The organism is Bifidobacterium sp. LH_449 (assembly GCF_056356755.1).
The window spans coordinates 380866-401311 of the sequence record NZ_JBKEUV010000001.1 but is presented as its reverse complement, the minus strand read 5'-3'; the positions used below and the strand labels follow the sequence as shown (position 1 = coordinate 401311).

Genomic DNA, 20446 nt, shown 5'->3' with positions numbered 1-20446 from the left:
ATTGTGTTTGCGTCGTAGAATTGGAATAAGCGGAGGGAAGAGTACTACGCGGATGAAAAGGGTCAATGATGAGTTCCTATTATGCACGAAGTAGTGATCATGGATATGAGACATGTGTTGAACATTTAAGTATGGCTGCGTGCTTGTCTGGCGCTTTCGCACAACAATTTGGTTATTTGTATGATGGTTTGCTGTCTGGTTTGTTTCATGATCTTGGTAAATATTCCGACGCATTCCAGCACAGAATTCGTAATCCAAAGGATTCCACGCGAGTCGACCATTCCACTGCTGGAATGCTCCTGTTAGGGAACCATGGTCGTTTTGAAGATGCAATGGTAGTGGCGGGGCATCATGCCGGCTTATCTGATATGGGTTCCGCAGGCGATATAGATGCTCCGACTTTTATGAGTCGTGTGCAAAAGGCGGTAAATGCTAGCAATAATAATTTACTTGATCAAGCCAGTGCATGGCAGACGCAGATGCATATTCCAGATGAAATAATCGATGCCGATACTCAAGCAGATCCTGCATCTCCATACGAAGCCATGATGCGTATTCGAATGTTGTTGTCTGCATTGGTGGATGGAGACCGTCTCGATGCTGAGTTCTTTACGGAAAATCGTCTGGATCGTGCTGAGCATGAATTGCTGGATCAAATAAAGCATCAACTTGGAGCGGAAGATTTAGCTGCAGAGCATGCTCCAACGTGGAATAAGCTTCATGAGACTGCGCTGCAGGCTGCATCTGAATACGATAAGGAGGCCAGGCTGGTAATCCGTCGACTTGCTGAAATTGTCGAACATGAAGCTCGCCGTTATCTTGACAAGCCGAGTAAAAGTCCATTGGACGTCAAACGTTGTGAATTGCTTCAGCAGTGTATTAGTGCCGGGAAAGATTCTTCGCGCAAGCCAGGCCTATACACGTTAACAGCACCTACAGGTAGCGGCAAGACGTTGTCTTCGATAGCGTTCGCTCTTGAACATGCCCATGCGCAGGGATTGCAGCGCGTTATTTACGTGATTCCGTATATGTCGATTATCGATCAGACTGTCGAAGGATTCGAAAGAATATTCGGCGAGGAAGCAGTATTACCTCACTATTCCGAAGCGTCATATCAGCTTAAAGATGAGTCTGATATGAGCGAGATTGATCTGAAACGTGCGCTCGCATCGGAGAACTGGAATGCTCCCATCGTGGTCACTACCGCTGTTCAATTCTTTGAAAGCCTATATTCAAATAAGACTTCGCGTTGTCGCAAACTGCATAATATTGCGAATTCCGTCGTCGTGTTTGATGAAGCGCAGACGTTGCCGGTCTCTTACTTGCGCCCATGTGTTAAGGCTATCGCCGAGTTGGTGCAGCATTATAATATCAGTGCCGTCTTGTGTACGGCCACCCAGCCTGAACTTAGGCCATTGTTTGATCGAGCATTTGAAAACAAGTGTCCAAAGATTTCTGAGATATCGCCATTTTCTGGCAAAGATCAAAAGGCATTTTCTAGAACGACGATTGCATCACTTGAAGGTGATATCGGTTTGGATGATTTGGCAGAGCATCTGCATAGGCATGATCAGGTGCTGTGCGTTGCCAATACTCGTAAAGATGTGCAATATCTATATCGGCAACTTAAAGAAATGACAATTGGTGAGGGAACGTACTGCCTAACCACATTGCAATGTGCTGCTGATCGAAAGCGATTGCTTAAGGAGATTCGTTTGCGGCTTGCAGAGGGAAAGCCTTGTCGTGTTGTATCTACGTCATTGATTGAGGCTGGTGTGGATGTCGATTTTCCGGTGGCGTATCGAGAAGAAACAGGTTTGGACTCCATTCTGCAGACAGCTGGACGTTGCAATCGAGAAGGGAAACGTTCGAAGCAAGAAAGCATTGTCTATGTGTTTTCCAGTGATGGCAATACTCCGCGTTTCCTTCTTCAAAACGTTGCCGTATTCCGTAGCGTGAGAAATCGTTATCATGATGACTTGGATACCGATGAGGCAATGCATGAGTATTTCCAGCAATTGCTGGAAATACGCGATGGCGTTGCGCTCGGTTCCAGAAATGATGCGCTGGATAAAAACCGTATTCTGTCGATGTGCGATGACAATACGATGCCGTTTTCTGAAATTGCTCGTCGATTTAATCTCATTGATGCTCCAAGTTCGGCGGTATATGTTCCGTTGGCTGGGGAAGGCGCGGCATTGTGTGAACGATTGGAATCAGGAGACGTTGATCGTGGGCTGTTTCGTCGTTTGGGCAAATATGCCGTTAATGTTTGGCCGCAATATTTAGAGAAGCTTTGTATAGCCGGTGCGGTTATGCCGGTTTCGCATGATGATAGCTGTTTTATTCTGCGCGATATGGAACTATATGCTTCCGACCTTGGTCTGGTACTGGATGAGGTCAATCCTGATGGCATCTTTATTTGAGAAAAGCGCATGCTCGTTTGCGGGGTGCAAACGAGCATGCGCCATATTGGGTAGGCAAATAAACAAAACTAACCGATTTCAATCCACACTCGGAAAAGGATGGTTCCTTGAGTGTCATAAACACAATAGCATGTAATTCTTATAGATTTCAGATCGTTGATAACAGAAAATTATCTTCCGGTTCGTTTTATTTAAAACATGTGTTATAGTTATTCATGTCAACGAGGACGCCTCCTAAAGGCTTTATCTCCAAACTAGAAAGGAGGAGGTATGTCAGTACAGCTAGAGGTCTGGGGTGAGCGTGCGCTTTTCAGTAGGCCTGAATTTAAAGCCGAGCGAGTCACTTATGATGTGATGACGCCATCGGCGGCAAGAGGCATATTGGAAGCAATATTTTGGCGTCCTGGACTCCAGTGGCGCATTGACCGTATAACGGTGATGAATCCTATTAGATTTGATACTGTTCGCCGTAATGAAGTTAGTAGTGTGATAAGTGCTCGTCAAATTCGTTCGATGGCAGAAGGGCACGGCGACGGCGGTACTATTTATACTGCGGATTCCATCCAACAAAGATCCTCCACGATTCTTCGTGATGTCAGATATGTAATCGACGCACATTTTGAAATTAATCACGCAAAAATGACTCCGACGGATTCGCCGGAGAAATTCCAGAATATGTTTCGCAGACGAGCTTCCAAAGGCCAGTGTTTTCATCACCCCTATTTCGGGACGCGTGAATTTCCGGTCGAGTTCCGGCTATGGGATGAAACCGATTCACCTGAAGGCTTTGAACAAGGCCAACGCGATTTGGGCTATATGCTATATGACTTTGACTATAGGAATCCGGCTTATCCTAAACCGTTGTTTTTCCGCGCGGCATTGAATGATGGCGTGCTGGATGTTTCGACTGTGCAGGTGAAATCATGATTATTAGTGATCTTCAAACGGAATACCAAGCGTTAGCGGATAAAGGTCAGGTTCCGGTTTATGGCTATGATGAGGCGAATGTACCGTATTCTTTGGTCATTGACGCGGACGGGGCGCTAGTTGATGTGCGTTTTTTGGGAGACCGCTCAGAGAAAAAGGCACGTCATATTATCCAAGTGCCTCATCGTTTCACCAGATCTTCGGGCATCGTGCCTAACTTTTTGTGCGACACCGTTACATACATGCTTGGCTATGATTCCAAGGGCAAACCTGAACGTGCTGCGACATGTTTTTCTGAGTGCGGCGAGCTGCATCGCCGTGTGCTTAACGGAGTGGATTCCCCTGCGGCAAAAGCGACGCTTGCTTTTTTTGAACGGGGACCGCAGTGGGAAGCTGCCGAACGGATTGTTCGAGGAAATTCAGATAAGGAGTGGAAGGCTGCGCAGACGGCGAACTTTATCTTGCAGTTTCAATCCGAGTCATCGATTGAATTTATTAAAGATGATCCAGCTGTCAGGCAGGCATGGGATGCATACTTTAATCAGGAAGATGACGAGGATGAGACGGTAAAGGCCTCTAGTCTTCTTTCAGGAGAATCGATTATTCCTGTGAAAACTCATCCGAAAATTAAAGGTGTTATGGGAGCGCAGTCTGCTGGTGCTTCATTAATTTCATTTAACGCACCAGCATTTTGTTCTCGTAATCTTGAACAATGCGAGAATGCGCCTTTAAGCAAGCGAGAAGCATATGAGTACACAACGGCGTTAAACACTCTGCTCGCTGATTCGAATAGAGTGATGCATATTGGTGATGACACTGTGGTGGCGTGGGCGAAATGCGGAGAAAATACATATTCGGATGTTCTTCGGAATGCGTTTTTCCCGATGACATCATCGCAGAGGGCCACACGTAAAAGTTCAGATGGTATACACCTTGATGAAGATGTGCTTAAAGCGAGCATGAGATCGCTCGCTCAAGGCAAATCATACAAATACAAAAATGTCATCCTTGATCCTGGTGAAGAATCCCATATTCTTGCTTTATCTCCGAATGCTGCGCGTGTATCAGTTCGCTTTTATTTAACCAATACGTTCGGTAAATTTGCGGAAAATATCGAGCAGCATTATCAGGATTTGAGCATTGTCCGTCCGGTAAATGATAAAACGGTTTTTCTTCCAACCTGGAGGTTGTTGAGACAAACAGTGAATCAGGAGACGGAGAGAGCGAAAATATCGCCAGAAATTGCTGGTGCGGTGATGAAAGCTATACTCAATGGCACGCCATATCCGGTGACACTGATTAATGCAGTGGAACGGCGCATTATTGCAGAACACAAAGTTTCTCCGGATAAAGCGGCAATCATTAAAGCATATTATCTGCGTAAAACAAAAAATCCAAAATTTAAGGAGGTATTGCAGATGAATATCAATGAAGATAGCGATTATCTACCATATGTACTTGGTAGGTTATTTTCAATTTATGAGCAGATTCAATTAGCTGCTATACCGGGCATAAAAACAACAATCAAAGACAAATATTTTACAAGTGCTTCTGCTACTCCGGCACGTATCTTTCCGATTTTGGGCGATCTTGCGGCGAAGCATATGCGCAAAACTTGGCGCTCGGAAGGGTATAAAGTCAAGCTCGATAAAGCGCGCGGGGAACTATCCGGCAGAGTTGGGATTAGATATCCGTTGCGATTGACGTTGGAAGAACGTGGAGCCTTCCAACTCGGTTATTACTTTGAAAATCAAAAACGGTTTAATAAAACCGTGAGTGATGAAGCAACTAACAAGGATTAAGAAGTGCATCATGTCTGACTACAAACCAATTGAAAACCGGTATGACTTCAGCATTCTCTTTGATGTGGAGAATGGTAATCCCAACGGAGATCCTGATTCCGGTAATATGCCTCGTGTCGATATTGAAACAGGACAGGGGTTGGTGACCGATGTTTGTATCAAGCGAAAGATTCGAAATTACGTGCAGATGGCCAAAGACGAGGTTTCACCATGGCGAATTTACATACAGAATCAACAGACGTTGAATCGTCTTGATTGTGAGGCTTTAGCCGCTTCTAATATTGACACGAGTCTTGAAGGTAAAGAACTTGTTGATGCGATTAAGGTATCTAAAAAGAATGATCCCGAATTAGATCGGCGACTGCGCGACTATATGTGCGATAACTTTTTCGATATTCGTACATTCGGCGCAGTCATGACCACCTTTGTTAAAGGCAGCTTGTCTTGCGGTCAAGTGAGAGGTCCCGTCCAACTTGGGTTCGCTCGTTCTATTGATCCTGTCGATGTGCAAGAAATCAGCATTACTCGCATTTCCGTAACAACTGAGGCGGATGCAGCCGAAAAGAACAACACAATGGGTAACAAATTCATTGTTCCTTACGGTTTGTATCGTATGAATGGCTATATTTCAGCGAAATTTGCTCAAACTGTCACAGGTTTTAGTGATGAGGATCTTGACATGCTATGGCAAGCGATTCTAAACATGTTCGAATTCGATCGCTCTGCAGCACGTGGCAATATGGCGGTCCGAAAGCTGTACGTATTCAAACACAGCAGCGCACTTGGGAATGCGCCTTCGTATAAGCTGTTTGATCTAGTCAATGTGAAAAGGCGAGAAGACATAACGGTTGCCCGTAGCTTCAACGATTATGCTGTCACTTTTAATAGTGAAGACATTCCCGAGGGCGTTGAGGTTGATGAATTAGTCGATCACATGCTGTGAGTATTGAGGTCAGCCGGGCCACCGTATCGCGTGAGCCCGGCTTTTGAATAAATAAACTTGGTCCGTTTTTAGTCAGGGAGAATGGCTTCGGTATACCCAAAGAAGGGTGTGTTCATACAATGACTGAGTATCGGGAAGACGATTGGCTTGCCTTGTCAGGCATTCAACACTTTGCATTTTGCCGTCGGCAGTGGGCCCTTATTCATATAGAGCAGCAATGGGAGGATAATTATTTAACTACATCCGGCAATCTGGAGCATGAACGTGCACATGATTATGCTGCGTCGGAAACGAGGGGAAAACTTCTGATTATGCGTGATCTTCGAGTCTTCTCACGCTATTTGGGTGTAACGGGTGCGTGCGACGTTGTTGAATTCCATCAATCAGAAGATGGCGTTCCTTTACGTGGAAGGCAAGGAAAATGGCTGCCTTATCCCGTGGAATACAAGCACGGCTCACCCAAGGAGAACGATGCCGATCGGCTTCAGTTGTGTGCGGAGGCTATATGTTTAGAAGAGATGCTTGGTTGTGACATTTTAGAAGGGGCGCTGTTCTATCAAAAAATCCGGCATCGTGAAATTGTTATTTTTGATACTGAAATTCGCAATAAAGTTGTCGAGATGTTTACTCAAATGCATGAGTGGTATTTGCATGGCCATACTCCAAAGGCTCGAATATCAAAAAAATGTAAAGCATGTTCCTTGTGGGGTGTGTGTCTTCCTCAAATGGTCAAGGAATCGCATTCTGTACAAAAATATATTGATTCTGTGATTGTTGCCGAATGAAGCTGGTAGATGACCGCTTGATTAATGGTAGTGAAAAGAGATAACGATGAGACAATTATTAAACACGTTATTTGTTACGTCTGAAGATGCGTATCTATCTCTCGAAAACGATAATGTTGTAGTGTCGAAAGCAGAAAAATTGCTTGCTAGGATTCCGTTACGTTCGTTAGAAAATATTATGAGTTTTTCGTACAAAGGTGCGTCGCCTGCATTAATGGGAAAATGTTCCGAATTTGGTGTAGGCTTATCCTTTTTCTCGCCGCGTGGACGATACTATTGTTCCATTTTGGGTGAAAATAATCGAAATGTTTTACTTCGTCGTGAACAATTTCGTTTTGCTGATGAGGAGAATGACTCTTTGCGTTTTGCAAAATCATTCATTATGGGGAAAATATATAATTGTCGTTGGGTCCTTGAAAGAACTAAGCGTGACCATGCGCTGCGGGTTGATTCTGAACGACTTACAAATCAAAGTAAAAAGCTTCATCAAGAACTTCTAAATGTAAAAAAGTCTGCTTCGCTTGATGAATTGCGTGGAATAGAAGGTTTGGCCGCAAAAGAGTACTTTTTCGCTTTTGATGATTTAATTCTACGTCATAAGGATGAGTTTTTCTTTCAAGAGCGTAGTCGAAGGCCTCCGATGGATCGAATGAATGCTTTACTGTCATTCCTGTATTCAATCTTGTCTAATGACTGTATTGCTGCTTTGCAGGGGGTCGGGCTTGATCCCTATGTCGGATTCCTTCATACTGATAGGCCTGGTAGAGCGTCTTTGGCATTGGATCTACTTGAAGAACTTAGACCAGTCGCTGCGGATCGGTTTGCGTTATCATTGATTAATACTGGAGTGGTTAAGCCTTCGCAATTTGATGTTCGAGAGAATGGCGGAGTGTTTCTTTCGGATAGCGGACGAAAGACTGTACTGGCTTCATTTCAAAAGAAAAAGCAGGAAATTATTATTCATCCATTTATCAATGAGAAAATTCCATGGGGATTGGTGCCGTATGTGCAAGCGTTACTGTTAGGGCGTACAATTCGTGGCGACCTGGATGCGTACCCACCGTTTCTGTGGAAATGATGAATTAGTTTATTTGGACGTTGCGTGTAAGGTGATTTTGGAATGATGGTTGTAGTAACTTATGATGTCAACGCTGAAACGTTGGAGGGAAAACAGAGACTTCGACGGGTAGCTAAAATATGTATGAAGTATGGTCAAAGAGTACAGAATAGCGTTTTTGAATGTTTGGTGACTCCATCTGACTATTTGAGTTTAAAGCATGATCTTGAAAAGGTTATGGATAAATCGTGTGATAGTTTGTGCTACTACAATCTAGGTTCAAAATATGAGTCGAAAATTGAGTATTGTGGTAAGTGTAATCATTTACCTGTTGCTGAGGTGATGATAATTTAAGTGTCCTGTCGATACAGAGATAAAAGAACTACGGTTCTGGGAATCAGAAGTACGGTGCGAGATTCAAGTTCTCATAAAAATAATGAGTATTCGCACTAAAATCTTAAAACTTTGGAAGCGTCCCGTACGTTCCCTGTTGTTTGATAGCTAAATAGTGGATATAGAAATGAGATTTTGGTGATGTTTGGATATTCTAAGATGGGGCTGAAGATAAGTTGCAGTCGTCTTGTATCACCAGTATTCTTCGGTTGAAGATCCCATAACCACAATGTGAGAGATGGTGATCATTTTTGCAGTCGCCTCCCACACGGGAGGCGTGGATTGAAATTCCTGATCCAAGACGACGTTGATGGTCTCGGTGCGTCGCCTCCCACACGGGAGGCGTGGATTGAAATCTCGACACCCACGACGACGAATCAACGCAAACCGGTCGCCTCCCACACGGGAGGCGTGGATTGAAATAGCGAATCCGTCGCATCATTGACCGACTCGCTGACGTCGCCTCCCACACGGGAGGCGTGGATTGAAATCTCCAGGCGACCGACGCGAACGGACGCCCGCTGCGTCGCCTCCCACACGGGAGGCGTGGATTGAAATATCGTCCGCGACAAGAAGAAGTTCGTGGTCATCGTCGCCTCCCACACGGGAGGCGTGGATTGAAATTGGGACAGGCCCGCGGCCTGCGCCGCGTTCCTGGAGTCGCCTCCCACACGGGAGGCGTGGATTGAAATATGCCGGCGTCCTTGACGGTGTCCCAGTTCGCGAGTCGCCTCCCACACGGGAGGCGTGGATTGAAATAAATCGTCGCCGGCGCGTTTGAGGCCCCGGGCGAGTCGCCTCCCACACGGGAGGCGTGGATTGAAATCTCGATGGACTGCCATGATGTCGCATCCGGTTCGAGTCGCCTCCCACACGGGAGGCGTGGATTGAAATAAGGTCTACCGCAAAAACACGTCGGGCGATGCGGAGGGTCGCCTCCCACACGGGAGGCGTGGATTGAAATCTTCCTGAGATGCGGGCATGTCCCGTCGAGAACGCGTCGCCTCCCACACGGGAGGCGTGGATTGAAATACGGGACGAACTGCGTGGAGCCTCGAAGATATAGTCGCCTCCCACACGGGAGGCGTGGATTGAAATCATGATTGTGTTCCGGTATTCTCCGATCAGGCGGTCGCCTCCCACACGGGAGGCGTGGATTGAAATCTCAACATCACAATCGACTGACCACGCAGAATCGTCGCCTCCCACACGGGAGGCGTGGATTGAAATCTCGACATCACGCTCGGCCGCACCTCCGACACGGTCGCCTCCCACACGGGAGGCGTGGATTGAAATAGCGAAGGTGTATCGAAAATCGTCATCCATCGTGGTCGCCTCCCACACGGGAGGCGTGGATTGAAATGAGACCCGTGTCAAAGAATTTTTGACAAGTGAAGGGTCGCCTCCCACACGGGAGGCGTGGATTGAAATGGAATACGTCGCCCATCGTAGATTATCTAGAGAGGTCGCCTCCCACACGGGAGGCGTGGATTGAAATCAGCAGGTGAAAAAAATCAGCGGCAAGTACGATGTCGCCTCCCACACGGGAGGCGTGGATTGAAATTTGATGGTGTCGCGTTGGATCTCGGCGAGCGCGGTCGCCTCCCACACGGGAGGCGTGGATTGAAATTGAAGCGGCATCATGTCGCCGGTGACGATCATCGGTCGCCTCCCACACGGGAGGCGTGGATTGAAATCCGCTGCGCAAGGCGAAAGCGGTAGCGAAATGAGTCGCCTCCCACACGGGAGGCGTGGATTGAAATCCCGGGCAGAAGGTGGAATACCAGCTGCTGACAACGTCGCCTCCCACACGGGAGGCGTGGATTGAAATCAAGCCAAGCCTCCAGATCACGCCGAAACAGTACGGTCGCCTCCCACACGGGAGGCGTGGATTGAAATAGATACCTGTCGGATCAATGATTCGAACCGCAGGCCGTCTCTCATGCGGGGAGGCGCGGCCTGCAATAAAAGACATCTGTCAGCTTGACGTCTCGAATCGTAGAAACCCGCATGCATTACAAATTGTCATATAGCAGAAATTGATGAAGCGCCCGCTATCGCCTTTGGAGTAGTAGCCGAGGCGCTCATCGTTTCTCTGTGGTTTTGTGGTTCTTTGTTGCTTACGTCGATCAATGGTTTCATGAGAACGCCTACCGCTTTCTGTTGACTGTATCCTATTCTCGTTCGTATGCCTAGCTTTACACGCAGCTTAAAATCGGCCACCTTCTATGAATGAAACAAGTGCCTGGTCCATCACACATGGGCAATGGCTGAGACACTTGCCGATTGCGATAATGCCACCATTTGCTGATTGTAGAAGTCCTCATTTGCCTTCATTATCGCTTCATCCACTTCCTATGTAATCCTTCCCCAAACGCCTCAGCACCCCCTAAAAAACTTATCCACATATCCCCACCCCACATTTCAATCCCACCCACATCCCTCAACCCGACCTACACTGGAATTGTGCGCAGCCGCACACGCGCAGCCGCGCGCACAGCAGCATGCTGCACACTGCCGCGCGCAACACACAAAACGACGCCATACGACGCCGCACAACGGACAAGCGCCGCGCAACGCAAAACGAAACACCACAAAACCACACAACCCGTCAAATCGGAGGCGATAGCAATGACGCTGCAACATAGGGCATCATCGTATTCGATGGACGAGGTCAGCCGCATGTCGACGGATGCCGTCTACAAGGCCATGCGTACGGGCGAGGACGGTCTTTCCGCCTCGCAGGCGCGGATTCGCTTGGATGCGTACGGCCCCAACGCCATTGAAGAGGAACATAAGACGCCGACGATCATCGTGTTCCTGCAAAGCTTCACCCATCTGATGGCGATGCTGTTGTGGGCGGCTGGTCTTATCGCTTTGATTGCGGGAATGCCGGAACTGGGCATCGCCGTGTGGCTGGTCAACATCATCAACGGCGTGTTCAGTTTTTGGCAGGAGTATAAGGCCGGTAAGGCCGCCGAAGCGTTGAAGCGCATGCTGCCGCAGTATGTGACGGTGATCCGCGACGGCGAAACGAATCGCATTCTCGCCGAGGAACTGGTTCCCGGCGATGTGTTCACGGTCGAGGAGGGCGATCGCATTTCCGCGGATGCGCGCTTGGTCGCGGCGAGCCGTCTGCAGGTCGACCAGTCCACGTTGAACGGCGAATCCACGCCGGTGCGCAAGCATGCGGACGCCGCGGATACGGAGGGGCTTCCTGCCGCTGAGATGCCGAATCTGCTGTATGCGGGCACGTCGGTCGCGGGCGGCAACGGCCGCGCCGTCGTCATTCATACCGGCATGAACACGCGTTTCGGCAAGATCGCGCGCCTGACGCAGAATACGCAGGACAATGGCAGTCCGTTGCAGCGTGAGTTGAATCATGTGACGCGGCGTATCACGGTGTTTGCGGCTCTTATAGGGGCCGTCTTTTTTGTTTTGGACGTGCTGTTGGTCAGGAACGCGGTCGCTGAGGCGTTTATTTTCGCGCTTGGCATGATGGTCGCGTTCATTCCCGAAGGACTGCTGCCGACGGTGACGTTGTCGTTGGCGATGGCGGTGCAGCGCATGAGCAAACGCAATGCGCTGGTCAAACGTTTGTCGAGTGTGGAATCGTTGGGCTGCACGTCGGTTATCTGCACGGATAAGACGGGTACGTTGACGCGCAATGAGATGACGGTGGAACGTTTGTGGACGTTGGGTCGTGAATATGCGGTCAGTGGAACCGGATATGCGCCTGAAGGCGATATCACAGCGGATGGCCGACAGTGGAGGGCTGATGACGACGCCGATCTGCGCGCGCTCGTCTTGGGCGGCGCGCTCTGTTCGAACGCGCATGTGATCCGTTGCGATGATGACGAAAACATCGCTGATGCCGCTTCAAAGAAGATCGTCGATGATAAGGCCGGCATCAATGATGACATCATCAGTGAAAACGCCTCCGACAGGGACGCCTCCGACAAGGACGCCGCCAACAGGGACGCCACCAAAGAAGACGCCAGCAGAAACAATGACGCCGCCAAAAACACCCCCTGCCAGCACTGGCGCGTCACGGGCGATCCGACGGAAGCCTGCCTGCTGGTGGCCTGCAATAAGGCGGGCGTCGATCCCGATGAGGCGATCCGCAGATTGCCGCGCGTCGCTGAATTGCCGTTCGATTCACGCCGAAAAATGATGTCCGTCATCATCCGCGATGACGGCAGTATCGAAGACGGCGACGCCGGCCGCCTGATCGCCGTCACCAAAGGCGCCCCCAACGAAGTGGCGCGCCTGTGCACGCATGCGCATGTCGGCGGCAGGACCGTGCCGCTGACGGGCGTCATGATGGATGACATCAATCATGTGAATGATGTTTACGCCGACAAAGGATTGCGTGTCCTCGCCGTCGCCTGCCGCCGTATCGGTCTGGACGAGTCGACGTTGCAGGATTGCGCGCCGGAAGACGTCGAACATGATCTGACTTTTCTTGGATTGGAGATCATGGTCGACCCGCCGCGTCCGGAAGTCGCCGACGCGGTGCGCGTATGCCATGAGGCTGGCGTACGCATCATCATGATCACCGGCGATTACGGGCGCACAGCCAAGGCCATCGCCCGACGCATAGGCATCATCCGTGACGACGACGCCCGCGTCATATCGGGTGCCGAATTGGCGATGATGAACGACGCCGACCTGACCGAAGCGCTGCGCGGCGAGGTCATTTTCGCCCGCATGGCGCCCGAACAGAAGCTGCGCGTCGTCGCATGCCTGCAGGCGATGGGCGAAATCGTCGCCACCACCGGCGACGGCGTCAACGATGCTCCCGCTTTGAAGAAGGCGGATGTCGGCGTCGCCATGGGCATCACCGGCACAGACGTGGCGAAGGAGGCCGCCGACATCGTCCTGACCGACGATAATTTCGCCTCCATCGTGTCCGCCATCGAGGAAGGACGCGCCGTGTACGCGAACATCCGCCGTTTCCTGCTGTACATCCTCAATTCGAACATGCCGGAGGCTGTGCCGTCCGCCGTATACCTGTTCTCCGGAGGCGCGGTGCCGCTGCCGCTGACCACCATGCAGATTCTTACCATCGACTTGGGCACCGACATGATTCCCGCCTTGGGCCTTGGCACGGAGCCGCCTGAAAAAGACGTGATGAAGCAGCCGCCGCGCGATCCGAACGAACGTCTGCTGACCGGCCGCATCATGGCCAAGGCGTTCCTCTGGTATGGCCTGATCGCCGCGGTGCTGTCGATGCTCGGCTATTTCTACGTCAACATGCTCAACGGCTGGCCGAATGTGCCGCTGGCCGGCCTCGACGATGAAAGCGATCCCGTATACGCGCTCGCCACGACGATGACGCTGGCGTCCATCGTGTTCGCGCAGATCGGCGCGGTCTGGAATTGCCGCACGGAAACCGAATCGACGTTCTCCGTGGGCCTGTTTTCCAATAAGACCATCAATCTGGGCATCATCATCGAAATCATTCTGCTGGTGTTGATCGCGACGGTGCCGGTTTTGCAGGGCGTCTTCCACACGGCCCCTTTGGCGTGGGCGGATTACCTGTATTTGGCGGTGCTGCCTTTCATCACGCTCGGCATCGAGGAATTGCGCAAGCTGATAACGCGTCGCCTGCACAGGCGTCGCGCGGCCGTGCGGGATTGATTTGCCGGTGTGCGTCGGCGGCCGGCCGCCGTTGGGCGATCCGAAATCAATACCCTGCACAATGCGGCCGTCTCCCGCGATTTACGATGGAACAATGCGGGAAACGGCCACATTGTGCAGGGATAGGCATAAAACACGATTGATTATGACGAAATCCGCGATTCCGCATGTAACGTGACGTCCGCATCCCGGTGATACAATATGCGGCAGTGTGGCAGTGATCCGTTATCAGCGGGGAGCCATCGGAAGAACGGCGATTACACATCGTGCGGCATCCACGCGGCATTGCGTATTCGCTTATTAGACCCGACGGGACCGGCCCGACACAGCCGGAGACAAGCGGTCGTTCGCCCGCCCACGCGCTTCAAGCGCGAAAAACGGCGGACGGCAAGCGAGGTGGTACCGCGGTGGAGTCGTGATGCATACGATTCCGTCGTCCTCGTGGCAGTAGAAGTAGCGAAACACCTGCACGAGGAGACCAATGGTGAGCGAATCCACCAATCATGTGTATCCGAAGGCCGCGGCCGGCGACCAAAGCGCCAACGTCGCGCCGAACCCCAGCTTCCCGAAGCTGGAGGAATCCGTTCTCGATTATTGGGATAAGAACGACACCTTCCAGAAGTCCATCGACCGCAATCCTTCCGGCGACCACAGCCAGAACGAATTCGTGTTCTTCGACGGCCCGCCGTTCGCGAACGGTCTGCCGCACTACGGCCACCTGCTGACCGGCTATGCCAAGGATGTGATTCCGCGCTACCAGACCATGAAGGGCCATAAGGTCAATCGTGTGTTCGGTTGGGACACGCACGGCCTGCCGGCGGAATTGGAAGCCCAGAAGGAGCTCGGCATCGATTCGGTCGACCAGATCGAACAGATGGGCATCGACAAGTTCAACGACGCCTGCCGCGCCTCCGTGCTCAAGTACACGAACGAATGGAAGACCTACGTGCACCGTCAGGCACGTTGGGTCGATTTCGAGCACGGCTATAAGACCCTTGACATTCCGTACATGGAATCCGTGATGTGGGCCTTCAAGACGCTGTACGACAAGGGCCTGGCCTACCAGGGCTACCGCGTGCTGCCGTACTGCCCGAAGGACCGCACGCCGCTGAGCGCGCACGAGCTGCGCATGGACGCCGACGTGTATCAGGACCGTCAGGACACCACCGTCTCCGTCGCGGTCAAGCTGCGCGACGAAGAGGACGCCTACGCGGTGTTCTGGACCACCACGCCGTGGACCGTCCCGACCAATTTCGCCATCGTCGTCGGCGCCGACATCGACTATGTCGAAGTCAAGCCGGCCGAGGGCAGGTTCGCCGGCAAGAAGTTCTACCTGGGCAAGGCGCTGCTGGGCTCCTACACGAAGGAACTCGGCGAAAACTACGAGATCGTCCGTGAGCTCAAGGGCGCCGACATGGAAGGCTGGCGCTACTGGCCGGTGTTCCCGTACTTCTCCGGCGACGAAGCGGAAACCGAAGGCAATGTGCCCGGCCCGAACGGCTACACGATCTTCACCGCCGACTACGTCGACACCGTCGAAGGCACCGGCCTGGTGCATCAGGCCCCGTACGGCGAAGACGATATGAACACGTTGAACGCCAAGGGCATCAAGAGCGTGGACGTGCTCGACGCCGGCTGCCGCTTCACCTCGCTGTGCCCCGACTATGAAGGCATGTTCGTGTTCGACGCCAACCTGCCAATCCTGCGCAATCTGCGTGCAGGTGACGGCCCGTTGGCCTCGATTCCGCAGGAGCGTCGCGCCATCCTCTTCCAGGAGAAGAGCTACGTGCACTCCTACCCGCACTGCTGGCGCTGCGCGACCCCGCTGATCTACAAGCCGATCTCCTCCTGGTTCGTGTCCGTCACCAAGATCAAGGACCGTCTGCTGGCCCACAATCAGGAAATCAACTGGATCCCGGGCAACGTCAAGGACGGCCAGTTCGGCAAGTGGCTCGCCAACGCCCGCGACTGGTCGATCTCCCGCAACCGTTTCTGGGGTTCCCCGATCCCGGTGTGGGTGTCCGACGATCCGGCATATCCTCGCGTCGACGTGTACGGCTCGCTTGAAGAGCTCAAGGCCGATTTCGGCGACTATCCGCGCGACGACAAGGGCGAAATCAACATGCACCGCCCGTGGATCGACAACCTGACCCGCGTCAACCCGGACGATCCGACCGGCAAGAGCCACATGCACCGCATCACCGACGTGCTTGACTGCTGGTTCGAATCCGGTTCCATGCCGTTCGCCCAGTATCATTACCCGTTCGAAAACAAGGAAACCTTCGAACAGCACTTCCCGTGCGACTACATCGTCGAATACATCGGCCAGACCCGCGGTTGGTTCTACCTGCTGCACGTCATGGCGACGGCGCTGTTCGACAAGCCGGCCTTCAAGAACGTGATCTGCCACGGCATCGTGCTCGGCTCCGACGGCCAGAAGATGTCGAAGCATCTGCGCAACTATCCTGACGTGAACGGCGTGTTCGACGACTTCGGCTCCGACGCCATGCGCTGGTTCCTCATGTCGTCGCCGATCCTGCGCGGCGGCAACCTGATCGTCACCTCCGAAGGCATCCGCGACACGGTCCGCCAGATCATGCTGCCGGTGTGGAGCTCCTACTACTTCTTCACGCTGTACGCCAACGCCGCCAACAATGGCGCCGGCTATGACGCCCGCATGCTGAAGGCCGACGAGGTCGCGTCCCTGCCGGAAATGGACCGTTACCTGCTGGCCCGCACCCGTCGTCTGATCGACAAGGTCGAGCGTTCGCTGGACGAGTTCCTGATCTCCGACGCCTGTGAAGCGGTGTCCGATTTCATCGACGTGCTGACCAACTGGTACATCCGCAACACGCGCGACCGCTTCTGGAACGAGGACGAGAACGCGTTCAACACGCTGTACACCGTGCTGGAAGCCTTCATGCGTGTGCTCGCCCCGCTCGCCCCGATGGAAGCCGAAGCGGTGTGGCGCGGCCTGACCGGCGGCGAATCCGTGCATCTTCAGGATTGGCCGTACCTGACGGAGAACGGCGAGAATGACGGCGTGGCCACCGAACTGGGCGCCGTGCTGGTCGACGATCCGGCTCTGGTCGCGGCGATGGAGAAGGTCCGCGAAGTCGTGTCCTCCGCGCTTTCGCTGCGTAAGGGCGAACAGATCCGCGTCCGTCAGCCGCTGGCCCGCATGACCGTGGTCGTCTCCGATCCGGAAGCCGTCGCCGCCTATACGGAAACGTTGAAGTCCGAGCTCAACATCAAGAACGTGGAGTTCTGCACGCTCGAAGACGCTCCGGAATACGGTTTGAAGATCGTCAACGAGCTGAAGGTCAACGCCCGCGCCGCAGGCCCGCGTCTGGGCAAGCAGGTGCAGTTCGCCATCAAGGCCTCCAAGTCCGGCGCCTGGTACGTGAACGGCGACGGTGCCCCGGTCGTGGAAACGCCGAACGGCGAGATTGCACTGGTCGAAGGCGAATACGAGCTGATCAACCGCGTTGAGGAGGCGAATCCGTCCGACAGCGACAACATCGTGTCCGCGGCCCTGCCGACCGGCGGCTTCGTCATCCTCGACATCACGCTGAACGACGAGCTCATCGCCGAAGGCTACGCCCGCGACGTGATCCGTTCCGTGCAGGACGCCCGTAAGGCGGCCGATCTTGACATCGCCGACCGTATTACGCTGAACCTGACCGTTCCCGCGGCGGACGTCGACAAGATCGAACGGTTCCGCGAGCTGGTGGCGGGGGAGACCCTGGCCACGATGCTGAACGTCACCGCCGGCGACGAACTGCAGGTGGAGGTCGCAAAAGCTTGATTCCGTCCCCGTCGTGAGACGGGAGCGGAATCACCGCGAATGGTTCTCAGGATTACCCATGTGAGTCAAGCACACAGATGAGAAGCAGTCGCAACAGATAGACCGTAGGCGGCCGTCCTGTACAAGGCGGCGGCCTACGGTTTTTATATACGTCATGCAGCGGCGTCATATCACGTTGCGGAATGTGTCAGGGAGCGCGCGCATCATCGCGTGAAAGGAACAATCATGCATCATATCGTCACCGGCATCCTCGCCCACGTCGACGCGGGCAAAACCACCCTGTCGGAGGCGCTGCTGTATTCAAGCGGGACACTGCGCAAAATGGGGCGCGTCGATCACGGCGACGCCTTTCTTGACACGAATGCGATGGAACGGCAGCGTGGCATCACCATTTTCGCCGAACCAGCCGTCATTCAGACCGACGATGCGACGCTGACGCTGCTGGACACTCCGGGGCACGTCGATTTTTCCGCCGAAACCGAACGCACATTGCGCGTCCTCGACTATGCGATCCTCGTGATCAGCGGCAGCGACGGCATACAGGGCCACACCGAGACGCTGTGGCGGCTTTTGGCGCGATATAACGTGCCAACTTTCATCTTCGTCAATAAAATGGACGCGCCCGGTGCCGACAAGGCCTCGCTGCTGGCACAGCTGCGCCGTCGCCTGGGCGACGGCTGCATCGATTTCGAAGGAGACGTCGTACCTGAAGCGCAGGAGGAGGTCGCCGTACAGGATGAGACGGCGATGGAGGAGTTCCTTGAGAACGGCGGCGTCAGCGTTGATGTGATCCGCGATATGATCGCCGCGCGGAAGATCTTCCCCTGCTATTTCGGCTCGGCGCTCAAAATGGAAGGCATCGGCGCCTTCATGGCCGGCTTCGGACGGTATGCGCGCACGCCGCGGTACGGCAGTGAATTCGGCGCGCGCATATATAAGGTGTCGCATGATGCGCAAGGCAATCGTCTGACGTGGATGAAGATCACCGGCGGCACGTTCAAGGCGAAGACCATGCTGAGCGGCGCAATGCACGGCGGCGCGGAGGATGATGCGGACGTCATCGCGAACAGTGCCGCCGACAATGGCGCAAACGCTGTCGGCGCCGCCGACGCATGGCGTGAGAAGGCCGACCAGGTGCGTGTCTATTCCGGCGCGAAATTCACCACGGTCGACGCCGTCGCCGCCGGCACGATCTGCGCGGTGACCGGCCTGACGCACACTTTTCCGGGGGAGGGGCTGGGCTGCGAGCAGGATGCGGAAAATCCCGTATTGCAGCCCGTGCTGACCTACACGCTGCTTCCGGGCGACAACGATATGCATAAATGTCTGCAGGCCCTGCGTCAGCTGGAGGACGAGGATCCGCTGCTGCATGTCGTCTGGCAGCCTCGCCTGCAGGAGGCCCACGTGCAGTTGATGGGCGCGGTGCAGCTTGAGATCATCCAGCAGATGATGCTTGACCGTTTCGGCTTGGATGTTTCCTTCGGGCAGGGCGGAATCCTCTACAAGGAGACCATCACCGAACCTGTCGAAGGCGCGGGGCATTTCGAGCCGCTGCGGCATTACGCCGAAGTGCACGTGTTGCTGGAGCCGTTGCCGCAGGGCAGTGGCATGCGGTATGCGACCGTTTGCAGCGAAGACGTATTGGATCGCAATTGGCAGCGTCTGATTATGACGCATTTCCGTGAGCGTGAACATCTGGGAGTGCTGACAGGTTCGCCCCTGACGGATGTGAAGATCACCTTGTTGACCGGCCGTGCCCATTTGAAGCATACGGAGGGCGGCGATTTCCGACAGGCGACCTATCGTGCGATCAGACAGGGATTGATGGAGGCGCGGGCCGGAGTCCCGACGGCAGCGACGCCGTTTGACATCGCGCAGCGTTTTGCCGGCGACACGTCTGATGATGCGCCGTCTGACGGCGGGACGGCGGATGCCGTTTCGTCGGCGGCCTCGGCACAGGCGAGGAACACGCCCAATACGAAGGCCTCGTCCGATTCGAAGGCCGATTCGGATTCGTCCTCGTCGGATGACGCGCGGCCTGCACGCGCCTCCCGCATCGCGGGCGTCGGCAATTGCCGTCTGTTGGAGCCATGGTATCGGTTCCGTCTTGATGTGCCGCAGGATATGCTGGGCCGCGCGATGAGCGACGTGCAGCGTATGGGCGGCGATTTCGACGCGCCGGTTTCGGACGGCGAATACGCGGTGCTGACGGGCTGCGCCCCGGTCGGCGGCATGCGCGACTATGCGATGGACGTGAACGCCTACACGCATGGGCGCGGCCATATCAGCTGCGTATTCGACGGATACCGGCCCTGCCACGACGAAGACGCGGTGGTGGCGCAGCTGCGATACGATCCGGAATCCGACCTTGAGAATACGCCGGATTCCGTTTTCTGCGCCCATGGTGCGGGCTACCCGGTCAAATGGTATAAGGTCCCCGAATTCGCGCATCTGGAATACGCGCAGTAGGGATCCGGCCCCGCAGCCCCTGCGCTGGCTGCGGGGCCGTCGCTGTCGCGCGGCTGCCGGGCCGGGATACGCGAAAGGCCTCCCGTTCGGGAGGCCTTTCGAAGTGGAGCGGACAACGGGACTCGAACCCGCGGTCTCAACCTTGGCAAGGTTGCGCTTTACCAACTAAGCTATGTCCGCAAGAGGACTCTCG

At 53.7% G+C, this 20446-nt stretch carries 10 protein-coding genes, 1 tRNA gene and 1 CRISPR repeat array; of the genes, 10 read left to right on the top strand and 1 reads right to left on the bottom strand.

What is annotated here, in order from left to right:
- The first annotated feature begins 65 nt into the window (after window positions 1-65).
- The 10 genes from cas3 to AC1AX7_RS01585 all read left to right on the top strand — a co-directional run bounded on the left by cas3 (window position 66) and on the right by AC1AX7_RS01585 (window position 20253).
- Window positions 66-2426 carry a CRISPR-associated helicase Cas3' gene (cas3, locus tag AC1AX7_RS01630; RefSeq protein ID WP_476508342.1) on the top strand — a complete coding sequence of 787 codons (2361 nt, stop codon included), beginning with the start codon at window positions 66-68 and terminating at the stop codon, window positions 2424-2426.
- 270 nt (window positions 2427-2696) lie between these two features.
- On the top strand, window positions 2697-3353 hold the full coding sequence (gene cas5c, locus AC1AX7_RS01625) for a type I-C CRISPR-associated protein Cas5c (RefSeq protein ID WP_476508341.1): 657 nt from the start codon (window positions 2697-2699) through the stop codon (window positions 3351-3353).
- A complete protein-coding gene (gene cas8c, locus AC1AX7_RS01620; RefSeq protein WP_476508340.1) occupies window positions 3350-5155 on the top strand; it encodes a type I-C CRISPR-associated protein Cas8c/Csd1 in 1806 nt (601 codons plus the stop codon). The genes cas5c and cas8c overlap by 4 nt, the downstream gene beginning before the upstream one ends.
- Window positions 5156-5165: 10 nt before the next feature.
- The gene (gene cas7c, locus AC1AX7_RS01615) at window positions 5166-6098 is read left to right on the top strand and encodes a type I-C CRISPR-associated protein Cas7/Csd2 (RefSeq protein WP_476508339.1); all 933 of its coding nucleotides are present in this window, start codon (window positions 5166-5168) and stop codon (window positions 6096-6098) included.
- Window positions 6099-6217: 119 nt separating this feature from the next.
- Window positions 6218-6883, top strand: a complete 666-nt coding sequence (gene cas4, locus AC1AX7_RS01610) for a CRISPR-associated protein Cas4 (protein WP_476508338.1) — start codon at window positions 6218-6220, stop codon at window positions 6881-6883.
- A 46-nt stretch (window positions 6884-6929) separates the two neighbouring features.
- Complete coding sequence (cas1c, locus tag AC1AX7_RS01605) at window positions 6930-7961, top strand: type I-C CRISPR-associated endonuclease Cas1c (protein WP_476508337.1); 1032 nt, start codon at window positions 6930-6932, stop codon at window positions 7959-7961.
- A gap of 42 nt (window positions 7962-8003) precedes the next feature.
- Entirely contained in the window at window positions 8004-8294 is a 291-nt protein-coding gene (cas2, locus tag AC1AX7_RS01600) for a CRISPR-associated endonuclease Cas2 (protein WP_476508336.1), read from the top strand.
- Window positions 8295-8589: 295 nt separating this feature from the next.
- A CRISPR array of direct repeats spans window positions 8590-10232; the repeat unit is 33 nt; unit sequence GTCGCCTCCCACACGGGAGGCGTGGATTGAAAT.
- Between the two features lie 732 nt (window positions 10233-10964).
- On the top strand, window positions 10965-13976 hold the full coding sequence (locus tag AC1AX7_RS01595; protein ID WP_476508335.1) for a cation-translocating P-type ATPase: 3012 nt from the start codon (window positions 10965-10967) through the stop codon (window positions 13974-13976).
- Between the two features lie 484 nt (window positions 13977-14460).
- A complete protein-coding gene (gene ileS / locus AC1AX7_RS01590; protein ID WP_476508408.1) occupies window positions 14461-17784 on the top strand; it encodes a mupirocin-resistant isoleucine--tRNA ligase in 3324 nt (1107 codons plus the stop codon).
- Window positions 17785-18009: 225 nt separating this feature from the next.
- A complete protein-coding gene (locus AC1AX7_RS01585; RefSeq protein ID WP_476508334.1) occupies window positions 18010-20253 on the top strand; it encodes a GTP-binding protein in 2244 nt (747 codons plus the stop codon).
- Window positions 20254-20357: 104 nt separating this feature from the next.
- Here AC1AX7_RS01585 and AC1AX7_RS01580 read toward each other — a convergent pair.
- Window positions 20358-20433 (bottom strand) — tRNA-Gly (locus AC1AX7_RS01580).
- Window positions 20434-20446 lie beyond the last annotated feature (13 nt).

Bases quoted from the DNA above. Each gene is read 5' to 3' on its own strand.
- cas3 (WP_476508342.1), top strand. From the start codon at position 66: ATGATGAGTTCCTATTATGCACGAAGTAGTGATCATGGATATGAGACA.
- cas5c (WP_476508341.1), top strand. From the start codon at position 2,697: ATGTCAGTACAGCTAGAGGTCTGGGGTGAGCGTGCGCTTTTCAGTAGG.
- cas8c (WP_476508340.1), top strand. From the start codon at position 3,350: ATGATTATTAGTGATCTTCAAACGGAATACCAAGCGTTAGCGGATAAA.
- cas7c (WP_476508339.1), top strand. From the start codon at position 5,166: ATGTCTGACTACAAACCAATTGAAAACCGGTATGACTTCAGCATTCTC.
- cas4 (WP_476508338.1), top strand. From the start codon at position 6,218: ATGACTGAGTATCGGGAAGACGATTGGCTTGCCTTGTCAGGCATTCAA.
- cas1c (WP_476508337.1), top strand. From the start codon at position 6,930: ATGAGACAATTATTAAACACGTTATTTGTTACGTCTGAAGATGCGTAT.
- cas2 (WP_476508336.1), top strand. From the start codon at position 8,004: ATGATGGTTGTAGTAACTTATGATGTCAACGCTGAAACGTTGGAGGGA.
- AC1AX7_RS01595 (WP_476508335.1), top strand. From the start codon at position 10,965: ATGACGCTGCAACATAGGGCATCATCGTATTCGATGGACGAGGTCAGC.
- AC1AX7_RS01585 (WP_476508334.1), top strand. From the start codon at position 18,010: ATGCATCATATCGTCACCGGCATCCTCGCCCACGTCGACGCGGGCAAA.